General features: G+C 62.2%; 21 protein-coding genes and 3 pseudogenes (1 of these 24 running past the window's edge). 8 read left to right on the top strand and 16 right to left on the bottom strand.

All coding sequences use genetic code 11. The annotated features are described in order from the left end of the window. The 4 genes and pseudogenes from tnpB to ACZ1II_RS01230 all read left to right on the top strand — a co-directional run. A protein-coding gene (tnpB, locus tag ACZ1II_RS01245) for an IS66 family insertion sequence element accessory protein TnpB (protein ID WP_254911658.1) crosses the window boundary here: on the top strand, positions 1 to 33 show its 3' portion. It extends 315 nt beyond the left edge of the window; 33 of the gene's 348 nt are visible here — the last part of the coding sequence; its start codon lies beyond the left edge, outside the window; its stop codon occupies positions 31 to 33. Between the two features lie 62 nt (positions 34 to 95). Beyond that, on the top strand, positions 96 to 1,706 hold the full coding sequence (gene tnpC / locus ACZ1II_RS01240) for an IS66 family transposase (protein ID WP_465143792.1): 1,611 nt from the start codon (positions 96 to 98) through the stop codon (positions 1,704 to 1,706). Continuing rightward, positions 1,706 to 2,002 carry a hypothetical protein gene (locus ACZ1II_RS01235; protein WP_465143793.1) on the top strand — a complete coding sequence of 99 codons (297 nt, stop codon included), beginning with the start codon at positions 1,706 to 1,708 and terminating at the stop codon, positions 2,000 to 2,002. The genes tnpC and ACZ1II_RS01235 overlap by 1 nt, the downstream gene beginning before the upstream one ends. A gap of 116 nt (positions 2,003 to 2,118) precedes the next feature. Next, a pseudogene (locus tag ACZ1II_RS01230) lies at positions 2,119 to 3,207 on the top strand (IS5 family transposase). Positions 3,208 to 3,411: 204 nt separating this feature from the next. On the opposite strand, the gene ACZ1II_RS01225 reads toward ACZ1II_RS01230, so the two are convergent. Both ACZ1II_RS01225 and ACZ1II_RS01220 read right to left on the bottom strand, forming a co-directional pair. Beyond that, positions 3,412 to 4,749: an anti-phage deoxyguanosine triphosphatase gene (locus ACZ1II_RS01225; protein ID WP_465144017.1), complete on the bottom strand. Its 1,338-nt coding sequence runs from the start codon at positions 4,747 to 4,749 to the stop codon at positions 3,412 to 3,414. Positions 4,750 to 5,040: 291 nt separating this feature from the next. Beyond that, the gene (locus tag ACZ1II_RS01220) at positions 5,041 to 6,030 is read right to left on the bottom strand and encodes an MBL fold metallo-hydrolase (RefSeq protein WP_465144016.1); all 990 of its coding nucleotides are present in this window, start codon (positions 6,028 to 6,030) and stop codon (positions 5,041 to 5,043) included. A 183-nt stretch (positions 6,031 to 6,213) separates the two neighbouring features. On the opposite strand from ACZ1II_RS01220, the gene ACZ1II_RS01215 reads away from it, so the two are divergent. Further along, positions 6,214 to 8,451, top strand: coding sequence for a TonB-dependent receptor (locus tag ACZ1II_RS01215; protein WP_465144015.1), 2,238 nt, complete (start codon positions 6,214 to 6,216; stop codon positions 8,449 to 8,451). Positions 8,452 to 9,195: 744 nt separating this feature from the next. Here ACZ1II_RS01215 and ACZ1II_RS01210 read toward each other — a convergent pair. The 4 genes and pseudogenes from ACZ1II_RS01210 to ACZ1II_RS01195 all read right to left on the bottom strand — a co-directional run bounded on the left by ACZ1II_RS01210 (position 9,196) and on the right by ACZ1II_RS01195 (position 10,616). Then, on the bottom strand, positions 9,196 to 9,426 hold the full coding sequence (locus tag ACZ1II_RS01210; RefSeq protein WP_465144014.1) for a hypothetical protein: 231 nt from the start codon (positions 9,424 to 9,426) through the stop codon (positions 9,196 to 9,198). A gap of 54 nt (positions 9,427 to 9,480) precedes the next feature. Then, on the bottom strand, positions 9,481 to 9,609 hold the full coding sequence (locus ACZ1II_RS01205; protein ID WP_465144013.1) for a hypothetical protein: 129 nt from the start codon (positions 9,607 to 9,609) through the stop codon (positions 9,481 to 9,483). 53 nt (positions 9,610 to 9,662) lie between these two features. Further along, positions 9,663 to 9,927 (bottom strand): annotated as a pseudogene (locus ACZ1II_RS01200) (transposase); the annotation flags it as partial. A gap of 128 nt (positions 9,928 to 10,055) precedes the next feature. After that, positions 10,056 to 10,616 (bottom strand): hypothetical protein, encoded by a 561-nt coding sequence (locus ACZ1II_RS01195; protein ID WP_465144012.1) that lies wholly within the window; start codon positions 10,614 to 10,616, stop codon positions 10,056 to 10,058. A gap of 554 nt (positions 10,617 to 11,170) precedes the next feature. On the opposite strand from ACZ1II_RS01195, the gene ACZ1II_RS01190 reads away from it, so the two are divergent. Next, positions 11,171 to 12,190 carry a hypothetical protein gene (locus tag ACZ1II_RS01190; protein ID WP_465144011.1) on the top strand — a complete coding sequence of 340 codons (1,020 nt, stop codon included), beginning with the start codon at positions 11,171 to 11,173 and terminating at the stop codon, positions 12,188 to 12,190. Between the two features lie 209 nt (positions 12,191 to 12,399). Further along, positions 12,400 to 13,068 (top strand): annotated as a pseudogene (locus ACZ1II_RS01185) (transposase family protein); the annotation flags it as partial. Positions 13,069 to 13,272: 204 nt separating this feature from the next. Here ACZ1II_RS01185 and ACZ1II_RS01180 read toward each other — a convergent pair. From ACZ1II_RS01180 to ACZ1II_RS01150, 7 genes are all read right to left on the bottom strand, one after another. Next, positions 13,273 to 13,746 carry a MaoC family dehydratase gene (locus ACZ1II_RS01180; RefSeq protein ID WP_465144010.1) on the bottom strand — a complete coding sequence of 158 codons (474 nt, stop codon included), beginning with the start codon at positions 13,744 to 13,746 and terminating at the stop codon, positions 13,273 to 13,275. A gap of 11 nt (positions 13,747 to 13,757) precedes the next feature. Next, positions 13,758 to 14,426 (bottom strand): hydrolase, encoded by a 669-nt coding sequence (locus ACZ1II_RS01175; RefSeq protein ID WP_465144009.1) that lies wholly within the window; start codon positions 14,424 to 14,426, stop codon positions 13,758 to 13,760. Between the two features lie 236 nt (positions 14,427 to 14,662). Continuing rightward, positions 14,663 to 15,361 (bottom strand): pirin family protein, encoded by a 699-nt coding sequence (locus tag ACZ1II_RS01170; protein WP_465144008.1) that lies wholly within the window; start codon positions 15,359 to 15,361, stop codon positions 14,663 to 14,665. A 435-nt stretch (positions 15,362 to 15,796) separates the two neighbouring features. Continuing rightward, entirely contained in the window at positions 15,797 to 16,690 is an 894-nt protein-coding gene (locus ACZ1II_RS01165; protein ID WP_465144007.1) for an NAD-dependent epimerase/dehydratase family protein, read from the bottom strand. Beyond that, positions 16,687 to 17,802 (bottom strand): alkene reductase, encoded by a 1,116-nt coding sequence (locus ACZ1II_RS01160; protein WP_465144006.1) that lies wholly within the window; start codon positions 17,800 to 17,802, stop codon positions 16,687 to 16,689. The genes ACZ1II_RS01165 and ACZ1II_RS01160 overlap by 4 nt, the downstream gene beginning before the upstream one ends. Positions 17,803 to 17,831: 29 nt before the next feature. Then, entirely contained in the window at positions 17,832 to 18,659 is an 828-nt protein-coding gene (locus ACZ1II_RS01155) for an aldo/keto reductase (RefSeq protein ID WP_465144005.1), read from the bottom strand. Between the two features lie 30 nt (positions 18,660 to 18,689). Beyond that, a complete protein-coding gene (locus ACZ1II_RS01150; RefSeq protein WP_465144004.1) occupies positions 18,690 to 19,697 on the bottom strand; it encodes a TIGR03571 family LLM class oxidoreductase in 1,008 nt (335 codons plus the stop codon). 158 nt (positions 19,698 to 19,855) lie between these two features. Between ACZ1II_RS01150 and ACZ1II_RS01145 the strand changes: the two genes are divergently transcribed. Continuing rightward, positions 19,856 to 20,758, top strand: a complete 903-nt coding sequence (locus ACZ1II_RS01145; RefSeq protein WP_465144003.1) for a LysR family transcriptional regulator — start codon at positions 19,856 to 19,858, stop codon at positions 20,756 to 20,758. A gap of 15 nt (positions 20,759 to 20,773) precedes the next feature. Here the strand turns inward: ACZ1II_RS01145 and ACZ1II_RS01140 are convergent, their stop codons facing one another. The 3 genes from ACZ1II_RS01140 to ACZ1II_RS01130 are packed head-to-tail and all read right to left on the bottom strand — an operon-like array spanning position 20,774 to position 23,173. Beyond that, complete coding sequence (locus tag ACZ1II_RS01140) at positions 20,774 to 21,187, bottom strand: SRPBCC family protein (RefSeq protein WP_465144002.1); 414 nt, start codon at positions 21,185 to 21,187, stop codon at positions 20,774 to 20,776. Between the two features lie 14 nt (positions 21,188 to 21,201). Continuing rightward, positions 21,202 to 22,194 (bottom strand): aldo/keto reductase, encoded by a 993-nt coding sequence (locus ACZ1II_RS01135; RefSeq protein ID WP_465144001.1) that lies wholly within the window; start codon positions 22,192 to 22,194, stop codon positions 21,202 to 21,204. Between the two features lie 40 nt (positions 22,195 to 22,234). Continuing rightward, a complete protein-coding gene (locus ACZ1II_RS01130) occupies positions 22,235 to 23,173 on the bottom strand; it encodes a cyclase family protein (protein ID WP_465144000.1) in 939 nt (312 codons plus the stop codon). Between the last annotated feature and the right edge of the window lie 132 nt (positions 23,174 to 23,305).

Raw genomic sequence — 23,305 nt, 5'->3', positions numbered from 1 at the left:
AATTGGGGCGCGCCGCCTGCCCAGGTGGGCTGATTTTTGTTTCTGAATCTACCTGTTTTCATGGATATTCCTGCCCTTGGCTGGTAAGCGGGATCATGCTGAGCGCGGCGCAAAATCTTCCCGAAGACCCAGCTTTGCTGAAGGCGATAATCGCCGACTTGCAGGCGGAAAACGCGAAGCTGGCGGCAACGGTCCGTGCACATGATCTGGTGGTTCAGGCCCTGCGTCTGCGCATTGCCAAACTGAAGAAACAGGCCTTCGGCAAATCCTCGGAAAAGATCGAACGCGAGATCGAGCAGCTGGAACTGGCCCTAGAGGACATTCTGGTCGCCGCGGCACAAACCGTCGCGTTACCGAGTGATGTCGAAGAGGATGAGGCCACTGCGCACGTAGACAGTGCACGGGCCATGGCCCGGCGCCCGCGCGTTGCGCCTGACACCCCGCGCGAGCGAAAAGAACTCGACCCGGGCAGCGCTTGTCCCGATTGCGGGGGCGAGTTACGCCTCGTCGGCGAGGACGTGAGCGAAATCATCGAAATGATTACCGCTAAGCTGAAGGTGATCGAGGTCGCGCGGCCGAAGAAGTCCTGCCGCTGCTGTGAGAAAATGGTGCAGGTGCCGGCTCCGAGCCGCCCGATCCCCGGCAGCATGGCCGGAAGCAGCCTGCTTGCCTACGTGCTCGTCTCAAAGTTCGACGATCACTTGCCGCTGTACCGGCAGAACGAAATCCTTGCCCGCATGGGCGCTGACATTCCCCGCAGCACGCTGGCTGACTGGTGCGGCAAGGCGATGCGAAGCCTGCAGCCCTTGATCGAGCGTATTGAGGCATCGGTCCTGGCCAGCACCGTCATCCACGCCGATGATACACCGATCCAGGTGCTGGATCACACAAGGCGGGCCAAGGGGCTCGGTAAGGGCGTGAAGCAAGGCAGGATCTGGGGTTATGTCTGCGATCAGCGCCCGTGGAACGGGCCGGCACCGCCGGGTGTGGTCTATCGCTTTGCCCCCAACTGGAAGGCGGAACACGTGCAAAACCACCTTTGCAATGCGAGCGGCATTCTCCAGGCCGACGCCTACAAGGGATATGCGAAGCTATATGAGCCCGGCGCAGACGGCGAACCGCGCTTCCGGGAAGCTGCCTGCTTCGCCCATTGGCGGCGTGACTTCCACGACATCTGGAAAGCGAACAAATCCCCAATAGCGCGAGAAGCCCTCGATCGCATCGGCCAGTTGTACGACATCGAACGCGAAATCGCCGGGAAACCTGCCGATGTTCGGCGTGCCGTCCGCCAGGAGCATAGCAAACCCAAACTCGAGGCGTTGCGCGCCTGGGCCGAGCAGCAACTCACCCGAATCCCCGTCAAGGGCGACCTAGCCAACGCCATTCGGTATGGCTTGGGGCGCTGGCAAGCCTTCTCATTGTTCACCGAGGATGGGCGTGTCGCCATTGATAACAATGCCGCTGAGCGAGCCGTGAGACCTATTGGTCTGGGAAGACGCAACTGGCTCTTCGCCGGCTCCGAAGCAGGCGCTGAAACCCTGGCACGGGCCATGACGCTTATTGAAAGTGCCAAGATGAACGGTCTGGACCCGCAGGCTTATCTCGCCGACGTGCTCGGCCGTATCCACGATCATAAGATCAACCGGATCGACGAATTGCTGCCTTGGAAATGGGTGCCCTTGGTACCGTTGGCAGAGGTAGCCTGATGGCCACGATCACCCATGTGCACACACTGGCCTATGCTGCCGAAATGCTCGGCGAGGATGTGGAGCTGTTGCAAGCCATCATCTGGAGCGGCGACAATCTGACATACGGCAGCATCATCAGCGTTTACACTGGCCCCGATGAGACCATTACGGCGCTCACCGACGATGGCGTCGACGAATTGTCAGATATGCTTCGAGAAGCACGCCGCACCACCCAGACCTGGCACGGCTTCCTCGATGACTTCGTTGACGATCACGAACTCGCCACTCGCTTCAAGGCCCAACCACCGCGGTAACAATCGGACGGTTACAATGAAACGGCGCAAGCCGTACAAGCTGGACACCTCGAAAAACTCGTGGCGCCTGACGGCCTGAAGTGATTCACTGCCTTTACGCGATAGCGGAGGCGATGATGGCAGGGCAGCCGGGTTTCTTCGATCTTTCGGACCGACATGAGGCGTTGAGCGCGGCGGGCGATCCGCTGGAGCGTCTGGCGGCAGTCGTGGACTTCGAGGTTTTCCGGGGACCGCTGGTAGCGGCGCTGCGCCGTAGTCCTCGCGGCAAGGGTGGCCGTCCGCCGTTTGATGCGGTCCTCATGTTCAAGATCCTCGTGCTCCAGGCGCTCTACTCGCTTTCGGACGAAGCGACCGAGTTCCAGATCAAAGATCGCCTCTCTTTCCAGCGTTTTCTGGGGCTTGGCCTGGATGGCACGGTGCCCGATGCGACGACAGTGTGGCTGTTCCGGGAGCGTCTGGTGAAGGCCAAGGCGATCGACAGGCTATTTGCCTGCTTCGATGCCGCGCTGACCGACCGGGGCTACCTCGCCATGGGCGGGCAGATCATCGACGCCACCGTGGTGCCAGCCCCGAAGCAGCGGAACACCGAGGAGGAGAAGGCGGCCATCAAGGAGGGCCGGATCCCCGAGCGCTGGCAGGATAACCCTGCGAAGATCCGGCAGAAGGATCGCGATGCCCGCTGGAGCGTCAAGTACACCAAGGCCAAGGTCAAGGAAGGCGCGGACCCCAAGGCCTTCAAGCCGGTCGATCTGGCTATCCCGATGTTCGGCTACAAGAACCATATCGGCATCGACCGGGCGCATGGCCTGATCCGCACCTGGGATGCCAGCGCCGCCAATGCCCACGATGGCGCAAGGCTGCCGGCGCTGATCAGTCCGGACAATACGGCCTCGGGAGTATAGGCCGATACGGCCTACCGCTCCAAGAAGAACGAAGCCTTTCTCGCCAAGGCCATGTTCACCAGCCACATCCACCAGCGCAAGCCGCACCGCCGAGCGATGCCTGAGCGTGTTGCACGCGCCAATGCCAAGCGGTCCGCGGTCCGCTCCGCCGTCGAGCACGTCTTTGCCGGGCAAAAGCACCGCATGGGTCTGGTGGTGCGCACCATCGGTATTGCTCCTGCCCGCATCAAGATCGGCATGACCAACCTTGCCTATAACTTCCAGCGCCTGGCCTGGCTCGAGGGGCGAATTGCGCCCGCGTGACGCCAAAGATGGCCTGCACAACCGCCGCTCCAGCAAAAATCAGCAGATCACCCACCGAAACCAAGGCTCATACGCCAATCGTGAGCCTTCATGCCTCCATCATGCCGAAATCAGACGGTTCTTCGAGGTGTCCAACTTGCACTCCATTGAGACTCTTCTGTCTTGGCAAAGATGTTCAGGACAAGCGCGGAGGGAGGCGGAGCCTTAGAGCCTGTCGAACACTGAGCCCATTCGCGGTGAGAATAGCCGCTCGTACGTCTTGAGCAGGTGCATGTCGGTCATGCCTGCGACATAGTCGCAGATAACCCGGAGATCTCCGCCGGAACCTTCGAACTTTGCCAGTTCCTCGCGAGGCAGCAGGCGCTTCGGGTCCGCCTGCATGGCTTCGAATACGGCGATGACCATGCCCTGTCCCTTGAATTCCAGGTGCTGGACGACAGGCGAAGCGATCACTTCGCGCACGACGAAGTCCTGCAAGGCATCGAGCATCTCGCGCTGGGGCGAGGCCACGCGCACACTCCAACGCAGGAAAGGTTCGATAAACTGTGGGCGCTCCACGAACTGTACGGCGGTCAGGAAGTGATGGACCAGCCGGCCGATGAAGCGCTTGCGCGAAGCCGCGTTGTTGAAGAGTCCATCGACCATCTGCGCGAAGACGTCGTTTTCGCTCTCTCCGGGATACTTCGCCTTGAGCGCGTCGAGGAACGAGGGGCACTTGTCCTGAAGTGCGGTCGCGAAGGCATTACGGCTTACGAGGTCGAGGGCGATCGCGTCCTCGAGGTCATGGACGCCATAGGCAATGTCGTCGGCGGCATCCATGATCGAGCAGTCGAGCGCCTTGTGGAGCGGCTTGGCGTGCTTGCCCTCCTGCAGGGCATAGCCCTGGAAGGCCTCGCGGTCGGCCAATGAAAGCGGGTCCAGGATCCAGTCGACCACGTCCTGCTCACTGTCGTGATAACACTTGGGAGGCTTGCACGACCGTCCGTCGAGAACCTTGATCATCGACGGCCCCTCGCAAAGCGCAGGAACGATCGAGAGGTTCGCCAAGGTGCTGTAGGCGACAGGATACTTGAGAACGCCGAGCATCGTGCGGCGTGACAGGTTCGCGCCTGCACCGGCCGAGAAGCTTTCAAGCCGGGCGAGGATGCGCAGTGTCTGTCCGTTACCCTCGAACCCGCCGGCCACGCGCATGCAGTAATTGAGCGCGATTTCGCCGCCATGTCCAAAAGGTGGATGGCCAAAGTCATGCGTGCAGCCGATCGAGTGGATCGTTCCCCGATCCGGCAGAAGCGCGGTTGCCGCATGCTCCGGGAAACTCTTTTCCAACTGACGGGCGATGCCACCGGCGATCTGGGCGACCTCGAGCGAGTGTGTGAGGCGGGTTCGATAGAAGTCGCTGTCGCCCAGGTTCAGGATCTGGGTCTTTCCCTGGAGGCGGCGAAACGAGGCGGAGTGGATGACACGTGCATAGTCGATATCGCCATCGTCACGGGCATCTTCCTGCTGCGGACTCCAGCCTTCACGGCGAGCAAGCCAGCTCATGACGTCACCTGATTAGGGATGCGGTGGTGGTGGCGTCTCCATCGCTCAGGAACGGCCACCGTCCGTCCCAGGAAAGGAAGAAGCGCTTGCGGGAACGGGCTGCAGGTTCGCTTGCCCCTTCTTTCGAGATGACTGTGACTTTCACGGGTATGCCCTTGTTCCAGAAGATGCGGGGTGGCGCGATCGCATCTGACGAGAATGCCCAGCGGAGACTTGATGGCGGAGCTTGCCCTGCTTGTCATGTGGCTGCAGCCCACCCTGCACGGTGCGTACCTTTACGGAATGAATGCGTCAAAGTTCCAAAGACCTGCCCTGTTCGCCGATGATATAGCGAACGGGCGGCCCGCTTCCTGCGGAGAGTTGGCGCGAGATCGTTTCCACGATTTGCGGATCTCCGTCGATCGATGGCTTGATATGTCCGATCACCACTGGAAGCCCTGCCATCTTTCCGGGGCGACCGACCAGATCGGCGAGGCGCGAGAGTTCCTTATGCAGCCAGTTCGGTGTCAGGTGCCCGAAAAGTTCCTCGTCCTTGCGGGGATCGGGATAAGAGGTTTCGATGATGATCCCGCGCAAGCGCCCGGCGCGAATGAGCGGGGCAATGGCCTGCCAAAGGGCATTCAGTCGCGTGGAATGTTCAACCTCGTCCGGCCCGGTATCGCCCATGCAGACTATCGCGTCCTCTCCGGCATGGATCAGGAAGGCCGTCGATAGCGCCCCGCCGTGCGAGAGCGGAAAGGCGGTCACGGTCAGGCCGGAGTCTCCGACGGGCGCGGGGGCTGCTCCGGCGATAAGGTCTTCATAGTGATAGCGCCCGAGCCGTGGTGTCTGGCCGCGATCGCCCATGTTCGGCCAAGCGCTCCAGTTGAAATAGTCGGCCGCGAGCGCGGCGTTCACCTCCGGCAGGGCGAAGATCGGTTTCGGGATGTCGTCCGGTGAGGCCATCACCAGTCCGGCGACATGGTCGAGGTGGGGGTGCGTTATCAGGTAGGCGCCGATCCGGCGATGCAGTATCTCGCTGGCCTGGGACCCGGAAGGAAATCCGCCCTTCGCGATCGCCGCGCGGATGCCCGGAACCAGGGTTCCGGCATCGCAGGCCAGACCTTTTGCCTGCCCGCTTCGGGCAATGTACCAGGCCGAAGTCGATCCCTCGACCACGCCGCCCGCTACGCCCAGCGGCACCACGTCGAAAGCGGCGGGAGCGGCAACGGCCGGCAGCGGAGTGGCAAGGGCGAGACCGGCCAGCCCCATGGCGCCGAACTGTCGCAAAAATGTCAGCATCTCAGTAAACATGCGGCGGCGTTACGATTTCCTGTGGATCGATAAAAGCCGTTTATCGGAAATGTCACAAACCACGGCTAAGCGCCGCGCCTTCGGAACAGATGCCGGTGCAACGCCGACTTCAACCCGTATGTGCGGATGGAGCGGGATTTCACGCATCGGCTGCACGCAAGGGGTGCGATGATGAAGATGAAGACCTGTCTGCTGGCCGGCGTGCCGGCGCTGCTTGCCGGTGCCGCACCGGCTCTGGCCCAGAACACTCCGGCATATGCCGCACCGGAAGCCGGAGACGCTGCCGCCGACATCGTCGTCACCGCCCAGCGCCGCCCCGAGAACATCCGCGACGTACCGATCGCCGTTTCGGTGCTCAGCGGCGACAAGATCGCCGCCGTCTCCGAAGGCGGTGCCGACATTCTCTCGCTGGCCGGTCGCACCCCCAGCCTCTATGTCGAAAGCTCGAACGGCCGCTACGCCCCGCGTCTCTATATCCGCGGCCTCGGCAATGTCGATTTCGACTTCAACGCCTCGCAGCCGGTCTCGGTCGTGCTCGACGACGTGGTACTGGAAAACGTCTACCTCAAGGGCTTCCCGCTCTTCGACCTCGACAGCGTGGAAGTGCTCAAGGGCCCGCAGGGCACCCTGTTCGGCCGCAACACCCCCGCCGGTGTCGTCAAGATGGACACCCGCCGCCCCGGCGACCATGCCGAAGGCCAGGCGCAGTTCACCGTCGGTGAACTCGGCACTGTGCGCGGCGAAGTGGGCGTGACCATTCCCGCCACCGACACGCTTTCGTTCCGCTTCGCGGGTCTCGTCAACCACCGCGAGGACTGGGTGAACAACGCCTACGACGCATCGTTCACCAAGCCCGGTAAGGACCTTGGCGGGTTCGACGACGTGGCCGGTCGCATCCACGCGCTGTGGAAGCCGGACGACCGCCTTTCGGTCCTGCTGACCCTCCAGGCCCGCTCCTATCGCGGCACCGGCACGCTTAACCGCGCCAACGTGCTGACCACCGGATCGAACAAGCTCAACGATCGCTACGACCGCGACACAGTCTACTACGACGGCGGTCGCAACAACCCGCAGGCGCAGGACACGACCTCCGAAGCGCTGCATATCGACTACGATCTGGGCCGCGCGACGCTGACCGCCATCGTTTCGGCCTATCAGGGCAGCAGCTCGGGCCGCGGCGATATCGACGGCGGCGTGCTCGGCACCACCGCAGGCAGCGGCACGATTCCGTTCAACTCGGAAACCGGCACGCTCTCCAGCGACCTCGACCAGCAGACCTACGAAGTCCGTCTCGCCAGCAACGGCGATACCCGCTTCGGCTGGCAGGTCGGCGCGTTCTACTGGCGTGAGAAGTTCGAACTGATCTCGGCCTCGTGGAACGGCACCGGCGGCATCGACCCCACGGTGATTTCCGAACTGCGCCAGAAGAGCGACAGCTGGTCGGTCTTCGGTCAGGTTCACTACGACCTCACCGATCGCCTCCGCCTGACCGGCGGCGCCCGCTGGACCCGCGACCAGCGCGACCTCGATGCCGCCCGCACCAAGGGCGCACCGTTCGCGGATTCGCGCCATGTCGGTGACAAGCAGCCGAGCTGGGACGTCAGCGCGCTCTATAAAGTCAGCCCGCAGGTCAGCCTGTTCGGCCGCATCGCCCACGGCTATCGCGGTCCCTCGATCCAAGGCCGCATCGCCACCTCGAATATCCTGACGACGGCGGATTCGGAAACGATCACCTCCTATGAAGCGGGCATCAAGGCGGCGACGCCGGACAACCGCTTCCGCGTCGACCTGACCGGCTACATCTACGACCTGAAGGACCCCCAGTTCACCGCCATCGGCGGCCAGGGCAACTTCAACCAGCTGATCAACGCCAAGCGCGGCAAGGGTCGCGGCGTCGAGTTCGAGGCCACCGCCATCCCGCTGCGCGGTCTCCAGTTCAACGGCGGCATTTCCTACAACTTCACCAAGATCGACGATCCGGACCTGCTGGTCGCCTTCTGCGGCGCCGCCTGCACCGTGCGCGATCCGATCGTGAACGTGGGCACCACCCGCCGCGCCTCGATCGACGGAAACCCGTTCCCGCAGGCGCCCCGCTGGCTGTTCAACTTCAACGCCTCGTACACCTATGAGCTGGCGAGCGGCAGCAAGCTCTATGCCCAGACGGACTGGGTCGCGCAGAAGGACTTCAACCTGTTCCTCTACGACGCGACCGAATTCCACGTCGGCACCAACTTCGAAGGCGGCGCGCGCATTGGCTGGCGTTCGCCCTCCGACGCGGTGGACGTCTTCGTGTTCGGCCGCAACATCACCAACGAGTCGAACGTGATCGGTGCGATCGACTTCAACAACCTGACCGCTTTCGTGAACGATCCCCGCGTGCTCGGCGCTGGCGTCGCTTTCCGCTTCTGACCGAGACGGGCGGCTTTCCTGTGGGGAGCCGCCCGTTTTCATTACCTCGAGCGCGGCTCCTATCAGCCCGCAAGGACTTGGCGGAACAAGGGACCATCGATGCGCTCGATCACGTCCGAGCGAACGGACAGAAGCTCGATTGCATCAAAAAGCACACCCGCCCGGGAACACGATCATCGGACTCCCAGTAACCCTGCCGATATTTGTGTTGGTAGGCTCTTCGCTCTTACTTCCATTTCGTCGCAAGGCGCATCGGGATCAGATGCGTCGAGGTGGTTACGCATTACTTCGGAGGAGACGCCCGCAGGAGTGCGTTCATCATTGCATGGGACGATGCAACGATCGGCCTGGAGGCCGATGGTGGCGGGGCGCGCTTCGACCCCTCACAGGTCGCGATTTGGACGGAGAGCAGGAGAATTATCTTCCTGACTGCACCGGATGCAGGCGACATTCTTCTAATTCTGTTCAAGCGCTACTTTCGGGACGGCGATGAAACCCACTTTCGCTCACTGTGCCAAAAGGGCCGGTAGGGTCAGTGTCAGCTCATGCACTGGTCGCCAAGGCTGATACGAACTTTGCCAAGGTGACCACCCGATCAAAAGTTGGCGAAAGCGCGGCGGCGGACGGTCTGCAGACGGCCGACCGTTTCCAGCGCCCGGTGGCATATGGATGAGCGACCGGTTTTGCGGAGGTGCTTTGCCGCTTCAATGGCCGCTATGACGGCGACGGAAGCCCGTTAGGTGCTCAACCAACGGTCACGATCGAATATTCAAGCCGCACATCGTCGAGCAGTCGCTCGATTGCAGCGCGCTGCGCATCGGTGCCACTAAGCCTGAGATCCCAATTGCAATGGGCATGGGTCGCAGTGTCGCGCACGATGACCTTGCCAAGCGCCCGCCGCCATGTCTGCGTCGTGCCGCCTCTCTCCCTGATAAGTCGGGCGATAAGAAGGTGTTCGAGATCGGAGGCCGTCATTCGCTCCGCTTAACCGTTGTTGGCGGCTAAGCAAGCAGAGCTTCACTCACAAGATCAACGGCAGGTGCCGACGATCGTATTGATGCTGTTGGTGAGGATGCTCATCGCGGCATGGGCTACGGTTCTGCATCCGAGAGCCCGGTCGAGCAGGGAAGGGCCGCCGCGCCCATGGTCGGCGTTCACATCCAGGGCAAGTGCCAGAATGGCGGCGACGTGCGGATCGGCGGCTTCTCCGGACTGCGCTTTGCTAGAACCTCCTGGAGCATGGCTTTGTCCAGCGACAGGCTCGGCCACAAGCCGCTTCAGCTTCTGGTTCTCCTTCTCCAACTGCCGCATCTTGCGCAGCTCGGATGGCCCCAGGCCGCCATATAGCTGCTTCCAGTGGTAATACGTCGCCTCCGAAACGCCCATCTTCCGACACACCTCGGCGACCGGCGTGCCGACCTCCGCCTGGCGCAGTGCAAACGCGATCTGCTCGCCCGTGAACTTCGACTTCTTCATGCAAAATCTCCAGCTCCACTCAGCTTCGATTTTGCCAGATTCCTCTCATTCTCGCTGGAGGCATTTTCCGGGACAGGGTCAAACACCGCCAACTTGTTGCTCGCTTGAGCTGGCGTTGCACGTATGCATTACCCATGCTTCACGAAACGAATGTCTTCCGAGAGAAGCCAGCAGCCTTTACCTGCCTTGAAGATCAGCCGCCCATCAGGCCCGGAATGCGACTGGTGGCCCGATGGATCGGACTGACGACGCTGCGTGTCGCCGGGCGTGCGGGTCCAATCGATCGTCGAAATGGTGTCGAGATCATCATGGACCTCCACATCGACGGGCGTGGAACCGGCGCTCTTGTCGCCGGCCTCATCCGTTGAATACCATTGCACACCGTCGACCCGGATTGGAAACATGGTGTAATCCTTCGCGCTGATCTTGCGCGTGGACAGAACATGGTGACCTTCGCCCCGGAGGGTATAGGCAATCGTCGGACTGCTGTAGGCTTGTCGGATTTCCGGCGAACTGACGAAGATTTCGACGAAGGAATCGAAATTTTGTGTCGCACACGCCTTGCCGATGTCTTCTCGTGCAGACGAATATGCCTCGGAAGCCGCCGCGTCCTGCGCAGCGATAGGCAAGCCAAGTGCCACAATCCCTGCTAACGTAATCCGAGCGGCGCCTTTGACAAATAACCCCATCATCTCAATCCTTAGGATACTGGCTCCACCTCTGCAGCGGAGCGAACGGAAACGTATTGACCCGTGGCCTGAACTCAAATGAAAGCGCGATCATAACTGGAGGCCGACCTCGCCAGACATTTCCTTCTTCAATGGGCTCTGGGAAAGGGTAGCCACGCAGCGACGCATGCTTCGCTCATTCATGATGCCCTCCACGATCTCGCTTCATTGAACCACGCGATGCTTGCCAGCTCACTTTGCATTGCCGGGTGAGGTCGCACGTTCAGAGTTGCGCGGCAGGCGGCAGCTGCTTTGCCCACAGTCGCCGACAGCAAGTCGAGCGCGATGCCGGCTATCCTCGGTCTGGTCCAGGTTCTTGACGCGATCCCGAGCATAGACGCCTCCTGCATTCTCATCCACTTTATGATCGTCGTTCAATAAGGGGTGTCAAGCCTTCTGAGGAAATATTGACCAATGATCAATTTTTAAATTGAGCATAGGATATTTTCCATTACCCTTTCAGGACGAGGTTTTCCCTGCATCCGCAGGCGGAATGCAGTAAGAAAGGGAACACGATGCGAAGCAGGAGTACTGCGATAGGGACGGTGCTGGCCGGTCTGTTCGGTCTGGGCGCAGCGACCGGTGCGAGTGCGACGGCAAGCTGGGTCATTGCCGGCGGCGGGGACAAGCCCAACCGCGACCTCTGGGTCGTGGACGAGGCCTCGATCAGCGACAGTTCCGATCTCTTCGGCTTCCTCCAGACTTCGACGCAGGAGCAGCAGTCCGCCTACCTCAAGCAGATGCGCCGCAAGGGCAAGCTGAAGGAGGGCGAAGTTCGCGCCGGTCCCGATCCACAGTTCGACATCCGAGTCGACGAAGTGTTCGAAAGCGCCGCGAAGCCGAACCGGATCATGTCCAAGTACCGGGTCAACTGCGCGCGGGGCACCGTGGGAACAGAACACGGGCAGGTCCAGTGGCGCGACCGCAGGCCGGAAGACATGCCGGCCAAGGTCGCGCACGCCCCGGCCAGCTTCGGCGAGGCGCAGCTGGTCAAGTTCGTCTGCAATCGCGGCAAGGACGCGCGCGACCGCAATCCGGCAAAGACCTCGCCGCAGCTCGGCTTCCTATTCATCGGCGAGACCGGGATGTCGCCCACGGATTTCATCTGGCAGCACTTGTGGGATGACGGCAAGCGCCCGGCCTTCACCTACAAGCCCAGCGCGGCCGAACTGGACGCTATCGAGCAGCGTCTGGAAAACAATCTCGCCCGCGGTACGGCCTTGGCGGGGCAAGTGATCGACTCCCACCAGCGCAGCGCCAATCGCGTCGGCCGCAATACCCTGATGGAAACCTGGATCGGCAAGGCAGAGCGTGACTTCACCGGGTCGTGGGGAGCGCCCGACCGTTTCGTGGACGCCCATGGCGGCGGGCGGACGCTCTATTACCGCAAGGGCTACGTCAATCGCGGCACTAACGTCTACGGACAGGTCCTCAGCGAGGACTACCATTGGTGCGATGTGACCGTGGAGGTACAGAACGGCGTGATCCGCGACTATTCCACCAACGGCAACGAGTGCACCAAGCTGATCCGGTGATCGTCATTTGCTTTCGATAGGTGCCGAGGCGGCCCGGTCCATGGCGATGCGCAGGGTTTCTTCTACGCGCGGACTGTCCGACTGGGCCATATTTGAAGTGCATGAGAGGCTGCCGATTGCGGCGCGAGCTAAATCTCCCAGCATCGAGCTAGGCGTTTGGTCCCAGCATGTGATGGTGTAAATTTATCGCCATCGCAACGGAGGGAGCCATGGGCCAGGTTCTTCACGGGAGCGCCAAGACCACGCACGCTATTCGAAGCGCGCTACAACGATTGCAAGATTCGGTCGCGAGCCTCGCGCGGCAGTACGGGATCAACGGAAAGACCGTCCTGAAGTGGCGCCATCGGTAGTCGGTGGAAGACTTGCCGATGGGGCCGAAGGAGCAGTGCAGCACGGTGCTTTCCCCGATGGAGGAAGCTGCCATCGTCGCACTGTGCGTCCAGGCGCGTCTGCCATTGGATGACGTCTTCGTGGCGCTGAAGGACGTGATCTCGCAGTCGACCCGCTCATCGTTGCACCGTTGCCTGCAACGCCACGGCATCAGCCGACTGCCCAAAGCTGAGCGCAAAAAGCCAACGGAGTTCAAAGGCTAAGAGATCGGCTAATTCCACATCGACATCACCGAACTGCGGTACGAAGGTGGGAAGGGCTTACCGTTCGTCGCGGTCGATCACACGTCACAGCTGGTCTTCGCCTGCATCTGTCGCCGAGCAACCAAGTTGGCAGCAGCCGCCTTCCTCAAGGTGCTGATCAAGGCGGTGCCCTACCCGATCCACACCATCTTGACCGACAACGGGGTACAGTTCGTCGATGGATACCAAGGCGTCTCGCACACAGGGATCGGCCACATCTTCGGTCGCACCTGCCAGAACAACGGCTAAGTGCATTTTCGCCAGTTCATCCGAAGAAAACGATCGTCGGTTGTTCGCCTTTTGCATTTAAAACGATGCGGGCGTGCCCTGCATTGTCTGATCCCTTGGCAGGTGAACGTTGTGCGCCGGTCCGCAGCTAACCGAAAGTTTCAGACATCCGGTGCGGCGGCGTTGGCAGCGCGTCAAAAACTTGAGGCACTGCCGATGAGTTCATGCCGTCCGAAGCAAGTATGTGTGCTCGCCAGAAAGGACGAGGTCGCCGTTCTGGTTATGGACGGTCACGCTTGTTGTGACTTCACCGGTGTCGCCGTTCGGCGTCAACGAGATAATCTCAAGTGCGGGATAGAGGGTGTCACCCGAATGGACCTCCTTGAGGAATTTCACAGAGAGGCCTGTGAATGCGATGAAGATCGACCCGAAGTTGTGGGGCAGCAGCGTGGCGCCGGGTGCGGTAAAGGCCAGAACCTGCAGGCCGTGAACCACCGGGGCAGGGTGACCGAAACGCTGAGCATACTCCACGTCGTAATGAATGGGGTGATTGTCACAGGAGACGGTCTGGAATGCCGAAGCGTGCGCATCAGTGAGAGTTCGGCTTGGGGCTCGGAAGACCTCGCCAACCTTCAACTGATCAAAAGGGCGTTCCGGGACGATATGCCAATCGGCGGCATTGAAGTTGAAGGTCATTGAACCCGTCCTTACGCTGGGTGGATCATGTCGCGGGCATAATCGAGCCCGATTCCGTATCCGCCGCCGTGATCTACAACGATGGAGCGTGCGGCTTCGTAGGTGTCATGTCGCGTCCAGTCGCGCTGTAATTCGAGCAGAAACTGGAGCCAGGAGGTCATGACGGCTCCAGCTTGTTCCATTCGGCGAAGTGCAGCATCATGGCTTTCTCGGGTCAGGCCTCCGCATGCATCGACAACCACACGAACGTCATAGCCCTCTGCCAGCGCTGAAAGCACAGGGAAACTGATGCAGGCTTCTGTGAGAAGTCCGGCGAAAACCAGTGTCCGTCGCCCTTTGGTAACGATAGCGTTTTTTGCTGCTTCGTCTTCCCAGAGATTCATGTTGCGCCGCTCGATCGGTTCGACGCCGTCCAGAATGGCGCGCAAAGGAGGCATGAGAGGGCCACTGTAGACCTTCGACGCAGAGGTGCTGACGACAGTTGGAATATCAAATGCGCGCGCTGTACGAGCCAAGGCTATCGCAGCACTTCGCAGTCCTTGTCGATCAGAGGATCCGGCTGCAAATGCAAGGCCAGCCTGTTCGTCAACGAGAATGACGGTGCAATCCGCCGGGGTTAGAAGAGGAGTGCTGGTCATATGAACTCGCATTTGTTGATGGGGTAGCGTGGCATGCTTCATCGACTGCCGATTGTAGATTTCGGATCAGTCTTGGATGTTCGCAGCGGGAAAAGTTCACGAAACTGCTTCGCCTTCTCTCGATCCGAGTGAGGCATAAGCGGCTGTAATCTGGTGCATTGGCGCGGTTCCGCGCGCCGAGGAAAATAACGCAGGTCGAATGTCACGGCACTGTTTGGGAGATTGGGGAGCGGACGATTTCCGCCCGCTCCCGTTTCTCACGTTAGGCCCGTTCTTTCTCAGGCAGCGTCGACCAGGACGATCTCGCTGTCCTCGATCGCGGTGACCCGCAGCACGTCGAGATCGCTGATCGCCACGCCGTCACGGGCATTGGCCCGCACGTCCTCGATCTGCACCGCACCGATGGCGGGAACGAGGTAGGCCTTGCGATCCTTGCCCAGCGGGTATTCGGCGGTCTCGCCGGCCTTGAGCGAAGCACCGACCACACGGGCATTGGTGCGGATCGGCAGGGCGTCGTTGTCGTTCTCGTAGCCCGAGGCGAGCGTCACGAACTGGCCCGAACGGTCGCCCTTGGGGAAGGGCTTGGCGCCCCAGCTCGGCTGTTCGCCGCCCTTGGTCGGGATGATCCAGATCTGGAAGATCTTCGTCGTCACGTCCTCGAGGTTGTATTCCGAATGGGTGATGCCGGTGCCGGCGCTCATCACCTGGACGTCGCCCGCCTCGGTGCGGCCCTTGTTGCCCAGGTTGTCCTGGTGGGTGATCGCACCCTCGCGGACATAAGTGATGATTTCCATGTCGCGGTGGGGGTGCGGCGGGAAGCCGGTCTGCGGGGCGATCGTGTCGTCGTTCCAGACGCGCAGGTTGCCCCAGTGGACGCGGGCCGGATTGTGGTAGCCGGCAAACGAGAAGTGATGCTTGGCGTCGAGCCAGCCGTGGTTGGCACCGCCGAGGCTGTCATAAGGGCGAAGTTCGATCATTTTCCGGTCTCCTTGAGAGCCGGCCGCCTATACGATGATACGGTCGTGCTCTGTTGAGAACCCGTATAGACCCCCACCACCATTCAGCTAAGATGGATAAATCATGCCAAATTGTTCGAAGATTTTGAAAAGTCAGTAATCCCGATATTCCGACGTTCGACCGGCTCAGGATTTTTCTATCGATCGTCGATGCGGGCAGTATCGCTGGATCGGGGCGTGAATCTCGTTTGATGCCTATCGAATACGACAAGCGCCGCAGCCGCATCGAGATCATGTTGGGATGGTTGAAGGATCGGCAGATCGAACAAAACGGCAGAAAATCCAGTTAACCGTTGCCCGTCTCCGTTCCTACCGATCCGGCCAGATGTTGAAGCCTATGAAAATTCGCAGTGCGTGAGTGCTGCAACGTTGTTGCCGCAGCACTCACTCTGATCGTCAATGGGCGAGGCTCTGTTTCACCCAGTCGACAGCGCTGGTACGGGTCGGCGCCCAGTCCAGCTCACGCCGCGCCTTGCCTGCGCGGATGCGGCTGTTCGAGCCGAGCGCGAATACGGCGAGTTCGCGTCCCCATTTTGCCACGGCGTCTGCAGCCGGCCAGCTTTGCGCCTCTCCAAGGTCCAGCGCATCGGCAATGGCCTGCACCAGATCGCCGAATGCCGTCTCGCCGTTCTCGACATAGTAGAAGCTGCCGGCCGGGGCCTTTTCCAGCGCCAGCAGATAGAGTTCGGCCATGTCGGCGATATGCACGTTGGACCAGATGTTCAGGCCCCGACCGATATAGCGGGCGATGCCGCTTTCCCGCGCCTGGGCCACCAGCGGCGGGATTTGCACGCTCTGCGCGGGCGCGCCGAGCGTGTCGCCGTAGATCAGGCTGTTGCACAGCACGACCGTGCGCACACCGGGAGCCGCATCGAGGATCAGCTTGTTGAGTGCGACGCGGTGCTCCTTGTCGGGTTCGGGCTTGACCGGGGTATCCTCGGTGAAGATCGCGTCCGAGGGTTCGCCCATCGCCTCATCCCCGACAAGACTGCTGCCGCTGGTATGGATGAAGGGCTTGCCGGTACCCTCCAGACCCGCGAGCAGGGCCTTGACCGCGCCTGCATGATCGCTGTCTGCTGCGTTGATGACGGCATCGGCGGTGCGGGCCTCCGCCGTCAGCAAGGCATCGTCGTCCAGCGTGCCGATGACGGGTTCGATACCCTTGGCGCGCACGCCCGCCACTTTGGCTTCGCTGCGGACGAGACCGCGAACATGATGGCCCTGCTCGGCCAGCAGCGCGGCGACCGAGCCGCCGATGTAGCCGCTGGCGCCGGTAACGAAGATCTTCATGCCTGTACTTCCTGCTGCGAATAGGTGGGATAGTCGGTGTAGCCATGCGCTCCGCCGCCATAATGCAGCGCGCGGTCGGACGTCTCGATCGGCCAGCCATGGCGCAGGCGATCGACCAGATCGGGGTTGGCGATGAACGGCTCGCCAAAGGCGGCGATGTCGATCAGGCCCTCGTCGATCATCTTCCCGGCACGCTCGGCGGTCATGCCGCCCGCCAGGATCAGCGGACCGTCGAAGCGGGCGCGCAGCTTTGCGAGGAAGTCCGCGGGCGTTGCCGTGCTGCCGCGCGTCGACTGGTCCATGATGTGCAGGTAGGCGATGCCGCGCTGCGCAAACTGCTCGGCCAGATAGAGGTAGGTCTCCTCCAGTTCCGGATAGAGCGGCATGTCGTGCAACTGGCCGTAGGGAGACAGTCGCACCGCAGTACGCTCTGCACCGATCGCGGCAATCACCGCATCCAGCGTTTCGAGCAGGAAGCGGGTGCGACCTTCCAGCGTGTCGCCGCGATAGGCATCGGTGCGATCGTTGACATGAGGGTTCAGGAACTGCTCGATCAGGTAGCCGTTGGCGCCGTGCAGTTCGATGCCGTCGAACCCGGCCTCCACCGCATTGTGGGCAGCACGCACGAAGTCTTCGACGACGCCGCGAACTTCATCCGTGGTCAGGGCGCGCGGGGTGGATACATCGACGAGTGCGGCGGTACCGTCGTCGCGCAGGCCGAATGCCTGGGAGTCCGCAGCGATGCGTGCGGTCGGGCTGACCGGGGCTGCGCGGCCCGGCTGGGTCGAGACGTGGCTGACCCGGCCGACATGCCAGAGCTGCGTGAAGATCGTGCCGCCCTTGTCATGGACGGCCTGCGTCACCGGCTTCCAGCCTGCGACCTGATCGGCGTTCCACAGGCCCGGCACATCGAGATAGCCGATCGCGCTCGGCGAGATCGCGGTGCCTTCGCTGACGATCAGGCCCGCTCCGGCGCGCTGGCCGTAGTAAAGCGGTGCAAGTTCGGAAGGCACATTGCCAGGCCGTGCGCGCGAGCGGGTAAGCGGCGCCATGGCGATGCGATTGGCGAGCGTGCGCCCGCCCAAGACGAAGGTTTCGAACAACTTGGACATGACAGTCATCCTTTGCGGAAAAATCGGGTTCAGCGGTCCCATTCGGGGGCAAGACCGGCAGGGCTGACGAGGCGGCCGTCCGGGCGGGCAAGGGCGGTGATTGCGGCCATGTCGTCGGCTTCCAGAGAGAAGTCGAAGATCGCGAAGTTCTCGGCAACGCGCTCGACTTTGGCGGTCTTCGAAAGCGCGATGACGCCTTCGTGCTGCACCAGCCAGCGAAGCACGACCTGAGCCGGGGTCTTGCCGTATTTGGCGGCAACGGCCTGGATCACCGGATCGCCGATTACCTTGCCGTCGGCCATGCCGTAATATGCGGTCAGCGCCAGCCCTGCCTCGCGCGCGGCGGCGAGCAGCTTCGACTGGTCGAGATAGGGGTGCATCTCCACCTGGTTGGTGACGATGGGCGCCTTGGCGAGCCTGACGGATTCGCGCATCTGCGCGATGTTCTGGTTGCTGACGCCTATGTGCCGCGCCTTGCCCGTTGCCGTGACGGCATCGAGCATTTCGATCTGCCGCGCGATCGGAACCGTCTCGCCGGGCCAATGGATCAGCAGCAGGTCGACCTGATCGACCTTCAGCCTGTCGAGGCTTTCATCGACCGATGCGGCAAAGCGTTCGGGCGCATAGTTCTCGACCCAGACCTTGGTGGTCAGGAACAGGTCGTCACGCTTGGCGCCTGCGGTTTCCAGCGCGCGGCCGAGTGCGGCTTCGTTGCCGTAGATTTGCGCGGTGTCGAAGTGGCGAAAGCCGACCGCAAGAGCCTCGGGAACGATCCGCTCGACTTCCTCGTCCGACATGCGGAACACACCGAAACCTAGCGCCGGGATTGAGGCGCCGTGGGCATTGACCTTGAACATCGTCTATTCTCCTGAATGAAAGCGCCGCGATCAGGCTGCGGTGCGGATGGTAGGGTAGGCCTGGAGGCGGGGCAGGACATCGCCCGCAAGCTCGTCCAGAACCTCGTCGATGGGGCGCGAGGAGCGGCGCAGCTGAATGGCCAGGTGATCGATGCCCGCCGCCTGCAAGCGATGGAGGTGGTCGACAAGGCCCTCACGCCCCGACCGGCCGCCGAAGCGGAACGGCTGGAACGGCTCGTTGGGATCGTCAGCCAGATCGAGGTGGAAGGCAGTCGCGAAGAAACCTTCAGCGTTCTTCGCGTTTCGCCAGTCGCGGGACTGGACGGCCAGCCGGTCGAGGGCTCCGGGATAGACGAAGCGCCCGTCCATATGCGCGGCAATCCAAGCATCGCTCTGCTGGGCCTGACCGGCCACGACCATCGGGATATGGCGCTGCGCCGGGCGTGGAAGGAGATCGAGGCTGGGGTCTCGAAGGCCGTCCGCCACCGGCAGGCCGCCGGGCGTCCAGGCCGCGCGCATATAGGCGACCGCTTCGGCGAACCGCTGTCCGCGCGTCTCGAAGTCCAGGCCGAGCAGCGGATATTCGACCGGCCTGTCCCCCGAAGCGACGCCCAGGATCAGGCGTCCGCCGGACAGCGCATCGACGCTGGCGGCAGCCTTGGCGATCATCATCGGATGGCGGATCGGCAGTACGACCGCCGCGGTGCCCAGCGCGACGTTCTTCGTGATCCCGGCCAGAAAGCCCAGATGCGTGAAGACATCATGTACCGAACCGGCATCGCCCATGCGCAGGCTGTCGAATACCGGAACGTCACGCATCCAGATCGCTGCGAAGCCGAGGTCGTCGACCTTGCGGACCAGTTCGGCATGGCGCGACAGGTCGGGAACGCCGCGCGCGCGGCCATCGGCAATGCGCCGCGCCTCGCCCTCGGCGGACCAGTCGTTATCTAGCGGCAGTTCGATGCCGAGCGTGATCCGGCCGGGTACGCGCACTTTGTCGAGCGCGTTGGGGCCATGAGAAGTCTGGAAACCGTTCATCGTCAATCTCCTGACATCGCTGCCGATGTCGTCCTGGGTTCCAGATGGGCCATGCGGGGGCACTTGATAATCGCCTCGCTCTCCACATAATCTTGGAGCTGAATTCACAGATCGCCCCAGCTCGCGTGCAGATGGGCAGGCATCGCAAAGGAACCGTCATGGATAATCGCGCCGGCGAAATGCAGGTCTTCGTCAGGGTCGTGGAGGCCGGGAGCTTCTCGGAAGCCGCGCGCCAGCTGTTGATGACGCCCTCGACGGTCAGCAAGCTGATCGGGCGCATGGAAGACAGGTTGGGAACCCGGCTGGTCGAACGCTCCACCCGCCGCCTGTCGCTGACCGATGAAGGGCGGCTGTTCTACGACCGCAGTCTCGCGCTGCTCGCCGAACTCGACGACATCGAACGGGAGATCGGGAATGGCGGGGGCAGCGCCGGAGGAACGGTGCGGGTCAATGCTTCGGTCGCTTTCGGCACCCTGGGTATCGAGCCTCTGCTACCCAGTTTCTGGCGGGCCTATCCGCATATCGTGATCGACCTGTCGCTGTCCGATGAGATCGTGGACCTTTACCTCGACAGGACCGACGTGGCGTTTCGCGTCGGCGCGCTCAGCGACAGCAGTCTGCTCGCCCGCAAGATCGGCGTGGCCCGGCGCAAGATCGTGGCATCGCCGGACTATTTGGCACAGCATGGAACGCCGCTGACGGTCGATGACCTCGATCGCCACAATTGCCTCGGTTTCAACTTCCGCCGCGCCGCGCCGGTCTGGCCCCTGAAGGAGGGCGGGAAGATCGTCGATCGCATGGTGGGCGGCAATTTGCTCGCCAACAATGGCGAAACCGTGCGCCGCCTGGCACTGGGCGGCATGGGGCTTGCGCGCCTCGGCGATTATCACGTTCGCGACGATCTTGCCGCGGGACGCCTTACAGAAGTGCTGGCCGATGCGGGCCATGGCGACGAGGAGGCGGTTCATGCTCTCTATCTTGGCGGGCAGCGCATGCCGCACCGGATCAGGCTCTTCCTCGATTTCATGGTCCCGCAGCTTCAGGCCTTCATGAAGGCCTGAAGCTGCGGGCCTGTTTCAACTTTCCAGCAACCGTTTCAGACTGGCCAGCCCGTCCTTGTAGATGCCCTCGACATGGGCGACGGCTTCAGCCTCGCTGATCCCTGCGGGAACGAAGCTGGACGCCCAGGTTACCCGGCTGCGCTCCGGGGCAAGGGCCTCTACCTGCATGTGCGCTACATAGTCCGTCAGCGGGTCGGGCGCCTCAAGGTGGCAATAGCTGAAATGACGCCGCTTTTCGTCGAAGCTCAACATCCGCTCCACGATCACGGCGCCGCCTATGGCCGAAAGGCGGCGCACCCGTCCACCGTCCTCCAGGGTGCTCGCCTCGACCAATGTCAGCCACTGGGGCAGGTTGTCGTATCCGCCGACGACGGCCCATGCCTTCTCGGCGGAGACTTCTATGTCGATGCTGATCGATGCCTTGGTCATGTCTTTTCTCCTGGTCAGGCGGGCAGCGGGGCGTCGGGCGATACGAGACCGGCCTGACGCAATTCCTGCCAGAAATCGGCGGGGATCGCCTGTGCCGCCAACCTGATATTTTCCGCACTGCGGCCGGGACGGCTGGCGCCGGGGATCACGGCGGCAACGGCGGGATGGGCAAGGCTGAACTGCAGCGCGGCGGCGCGCAGATCCACGTCGTGGCGCGTTGCGAGGGCCTTCAGTCGGTCGACCCGCGCCTGGATTTCGGGCGTGGCGGCCTGATATTCGTAATGGGCTCCGCCTGCGAGAATACCCGAATTGTAAGGCCCGCCCACGACCATGCCGAGGCCGCGCTCGGCCGCCTGCGGCATGAGCCGGGCCAAGGCTTCCGCATGGTCGAGCAGGGTATAGCGGCCCGCGATCAGGAAGCCGTCGGGATCGCTGCGCTCCATGGCGATCTCGCACGGCTCGACCCGGTTGACGCCCAGGCCCCAGCCCATGATCAACCCTTCCTCGCGCATCCGCGTGAGTTCCACGGCTGCCCCGTCCAGCGCGACATCGAGCACGTCGCGCCAATTGTCACCATGGAAATCCCGCGCCGGATCGTGAATCCAGACATAGTCGAGACGGTCGGTGCCGAGGCGGTCGAGGCTCTGCTCGATGGCGCGGCGGGTGCCTTCGGCGGTGTAGTCGTAGACGATGCGGTAAGGCAGTCCATGCTCGAACAGTCCTCCCTTCTCGCCGAGGTCACGATCGCCGCTTTCGATTTCGTCGGTGACGATACGGCCGACCTTGGCGCTCAGGATGTAAGCGTCGCGCGGCCGCTTGGCCAGTGCCCTGCCCAGACGCAGCTCCGAGAGGCCCGCGCCGTAGAGCGCGGCGGTATCGAAGAAACGCACGCCGGCATCCCAGGCATCATCGACCGAAGCGATGGCCTCGTCTTCGGGAATATTCCGGAACATGTTGCCCAGCGGCGCGCCGCCGAAGCCCTGGCGGGTCGGAAGTTGAATACGCATGAATGCTCTCGCTTGAAGAAATGCTGTAACCGCGCCGGGATCAGCGGATCGCGACCGGATTGATGTTGACCTGTGTCGAACCCTTGTAGAGCGGCTGACCGAGGACGAAGAGGAACTCGAAAGCCTTGTCCTGCACCAGTGCGCGGCTATCGATGAGTTCGAGGTTGTAGATGCCGCGCTCTGCCAGCATGAACTGGTTGACGGGAAACTCCCGGCCGTCCTTGGCGGGATAGATTTCCGAAGCCCAGGTGTCGCCACCGAAGGCGACAATGCCCTGATCGGCCAGCCACTGTGCGGCCTCCATGCCGATGCCTGGCTCCACGCCCAGGAACTTAGCATTGTCCTTGCCGATCAGTTCCAGCCAGCCGGTGTTGAACAGGATCACGTCACCCTTGCGAATGGCGATGCCCTCGCGCTTCAGGGCGGCCTTGATGTCGGCGACGGTGAATTCCGTATTCGCTGGCACCACCGGGCCGCCGTGGATCGCCGTCATGTCCAGCACGATTCCGCGCGCGACGATGGGTGGGACCTTCTCGATCCCGAGTTTCGTCACGCCTTCGACGGTCACGAAGTCGCTAGCCTTGTTCCGGTTGTAGTAGACGTGGTCGATGCCGATATGGCCGATACCGTTCAACTGCGTTCCCACTCCGGTCCAGCCAACGACCAGTTCGTCGTTGAAAGTGAACTTGTTGGGGCCTGTGGTTTTGCCGCCCGCTTCGCCGGGCTGGACATTCGTGAGATGGAAGCTGCGATGGCGGAACTCGGGCAGCGTCTTGTCGATCGGCACGGCCAGCGGATAGGTCTTGCCGGTCCTGACGAGTTTCACGGCCTTGAGGACCGTTTCCGGGGTAATCAGGTTGGCAGCGCCTATCTCATCCTGCGCACCGTATGGCGAAGGCGGGACTTCCTGGGCCAGCGCGGGTCGTGCGGCGCTGAACAGGCCGATGGCGACCAAGAGTGCAGCCTTGTGACGGCGCATGGGATATCTCCTTGAAGATGGAGTGCCTGGCGGCACCGGATCGGCACAGGAGATAGAGGGCATGGCGCGGCCCGATAATCGACCGGATGCTCCCAGCTTCTGAGAAGAGGCTTCACAGATGGAGGACGTTGA

This window comes from Novosphingobium sp. BL-S-20 (assembly GCF_055521635.1).
The sequence above is the reverse complement of the archived record's forward strand: the minus strand, read 5'-3'. Positions and strand labels throughout refer to the sequence as shown.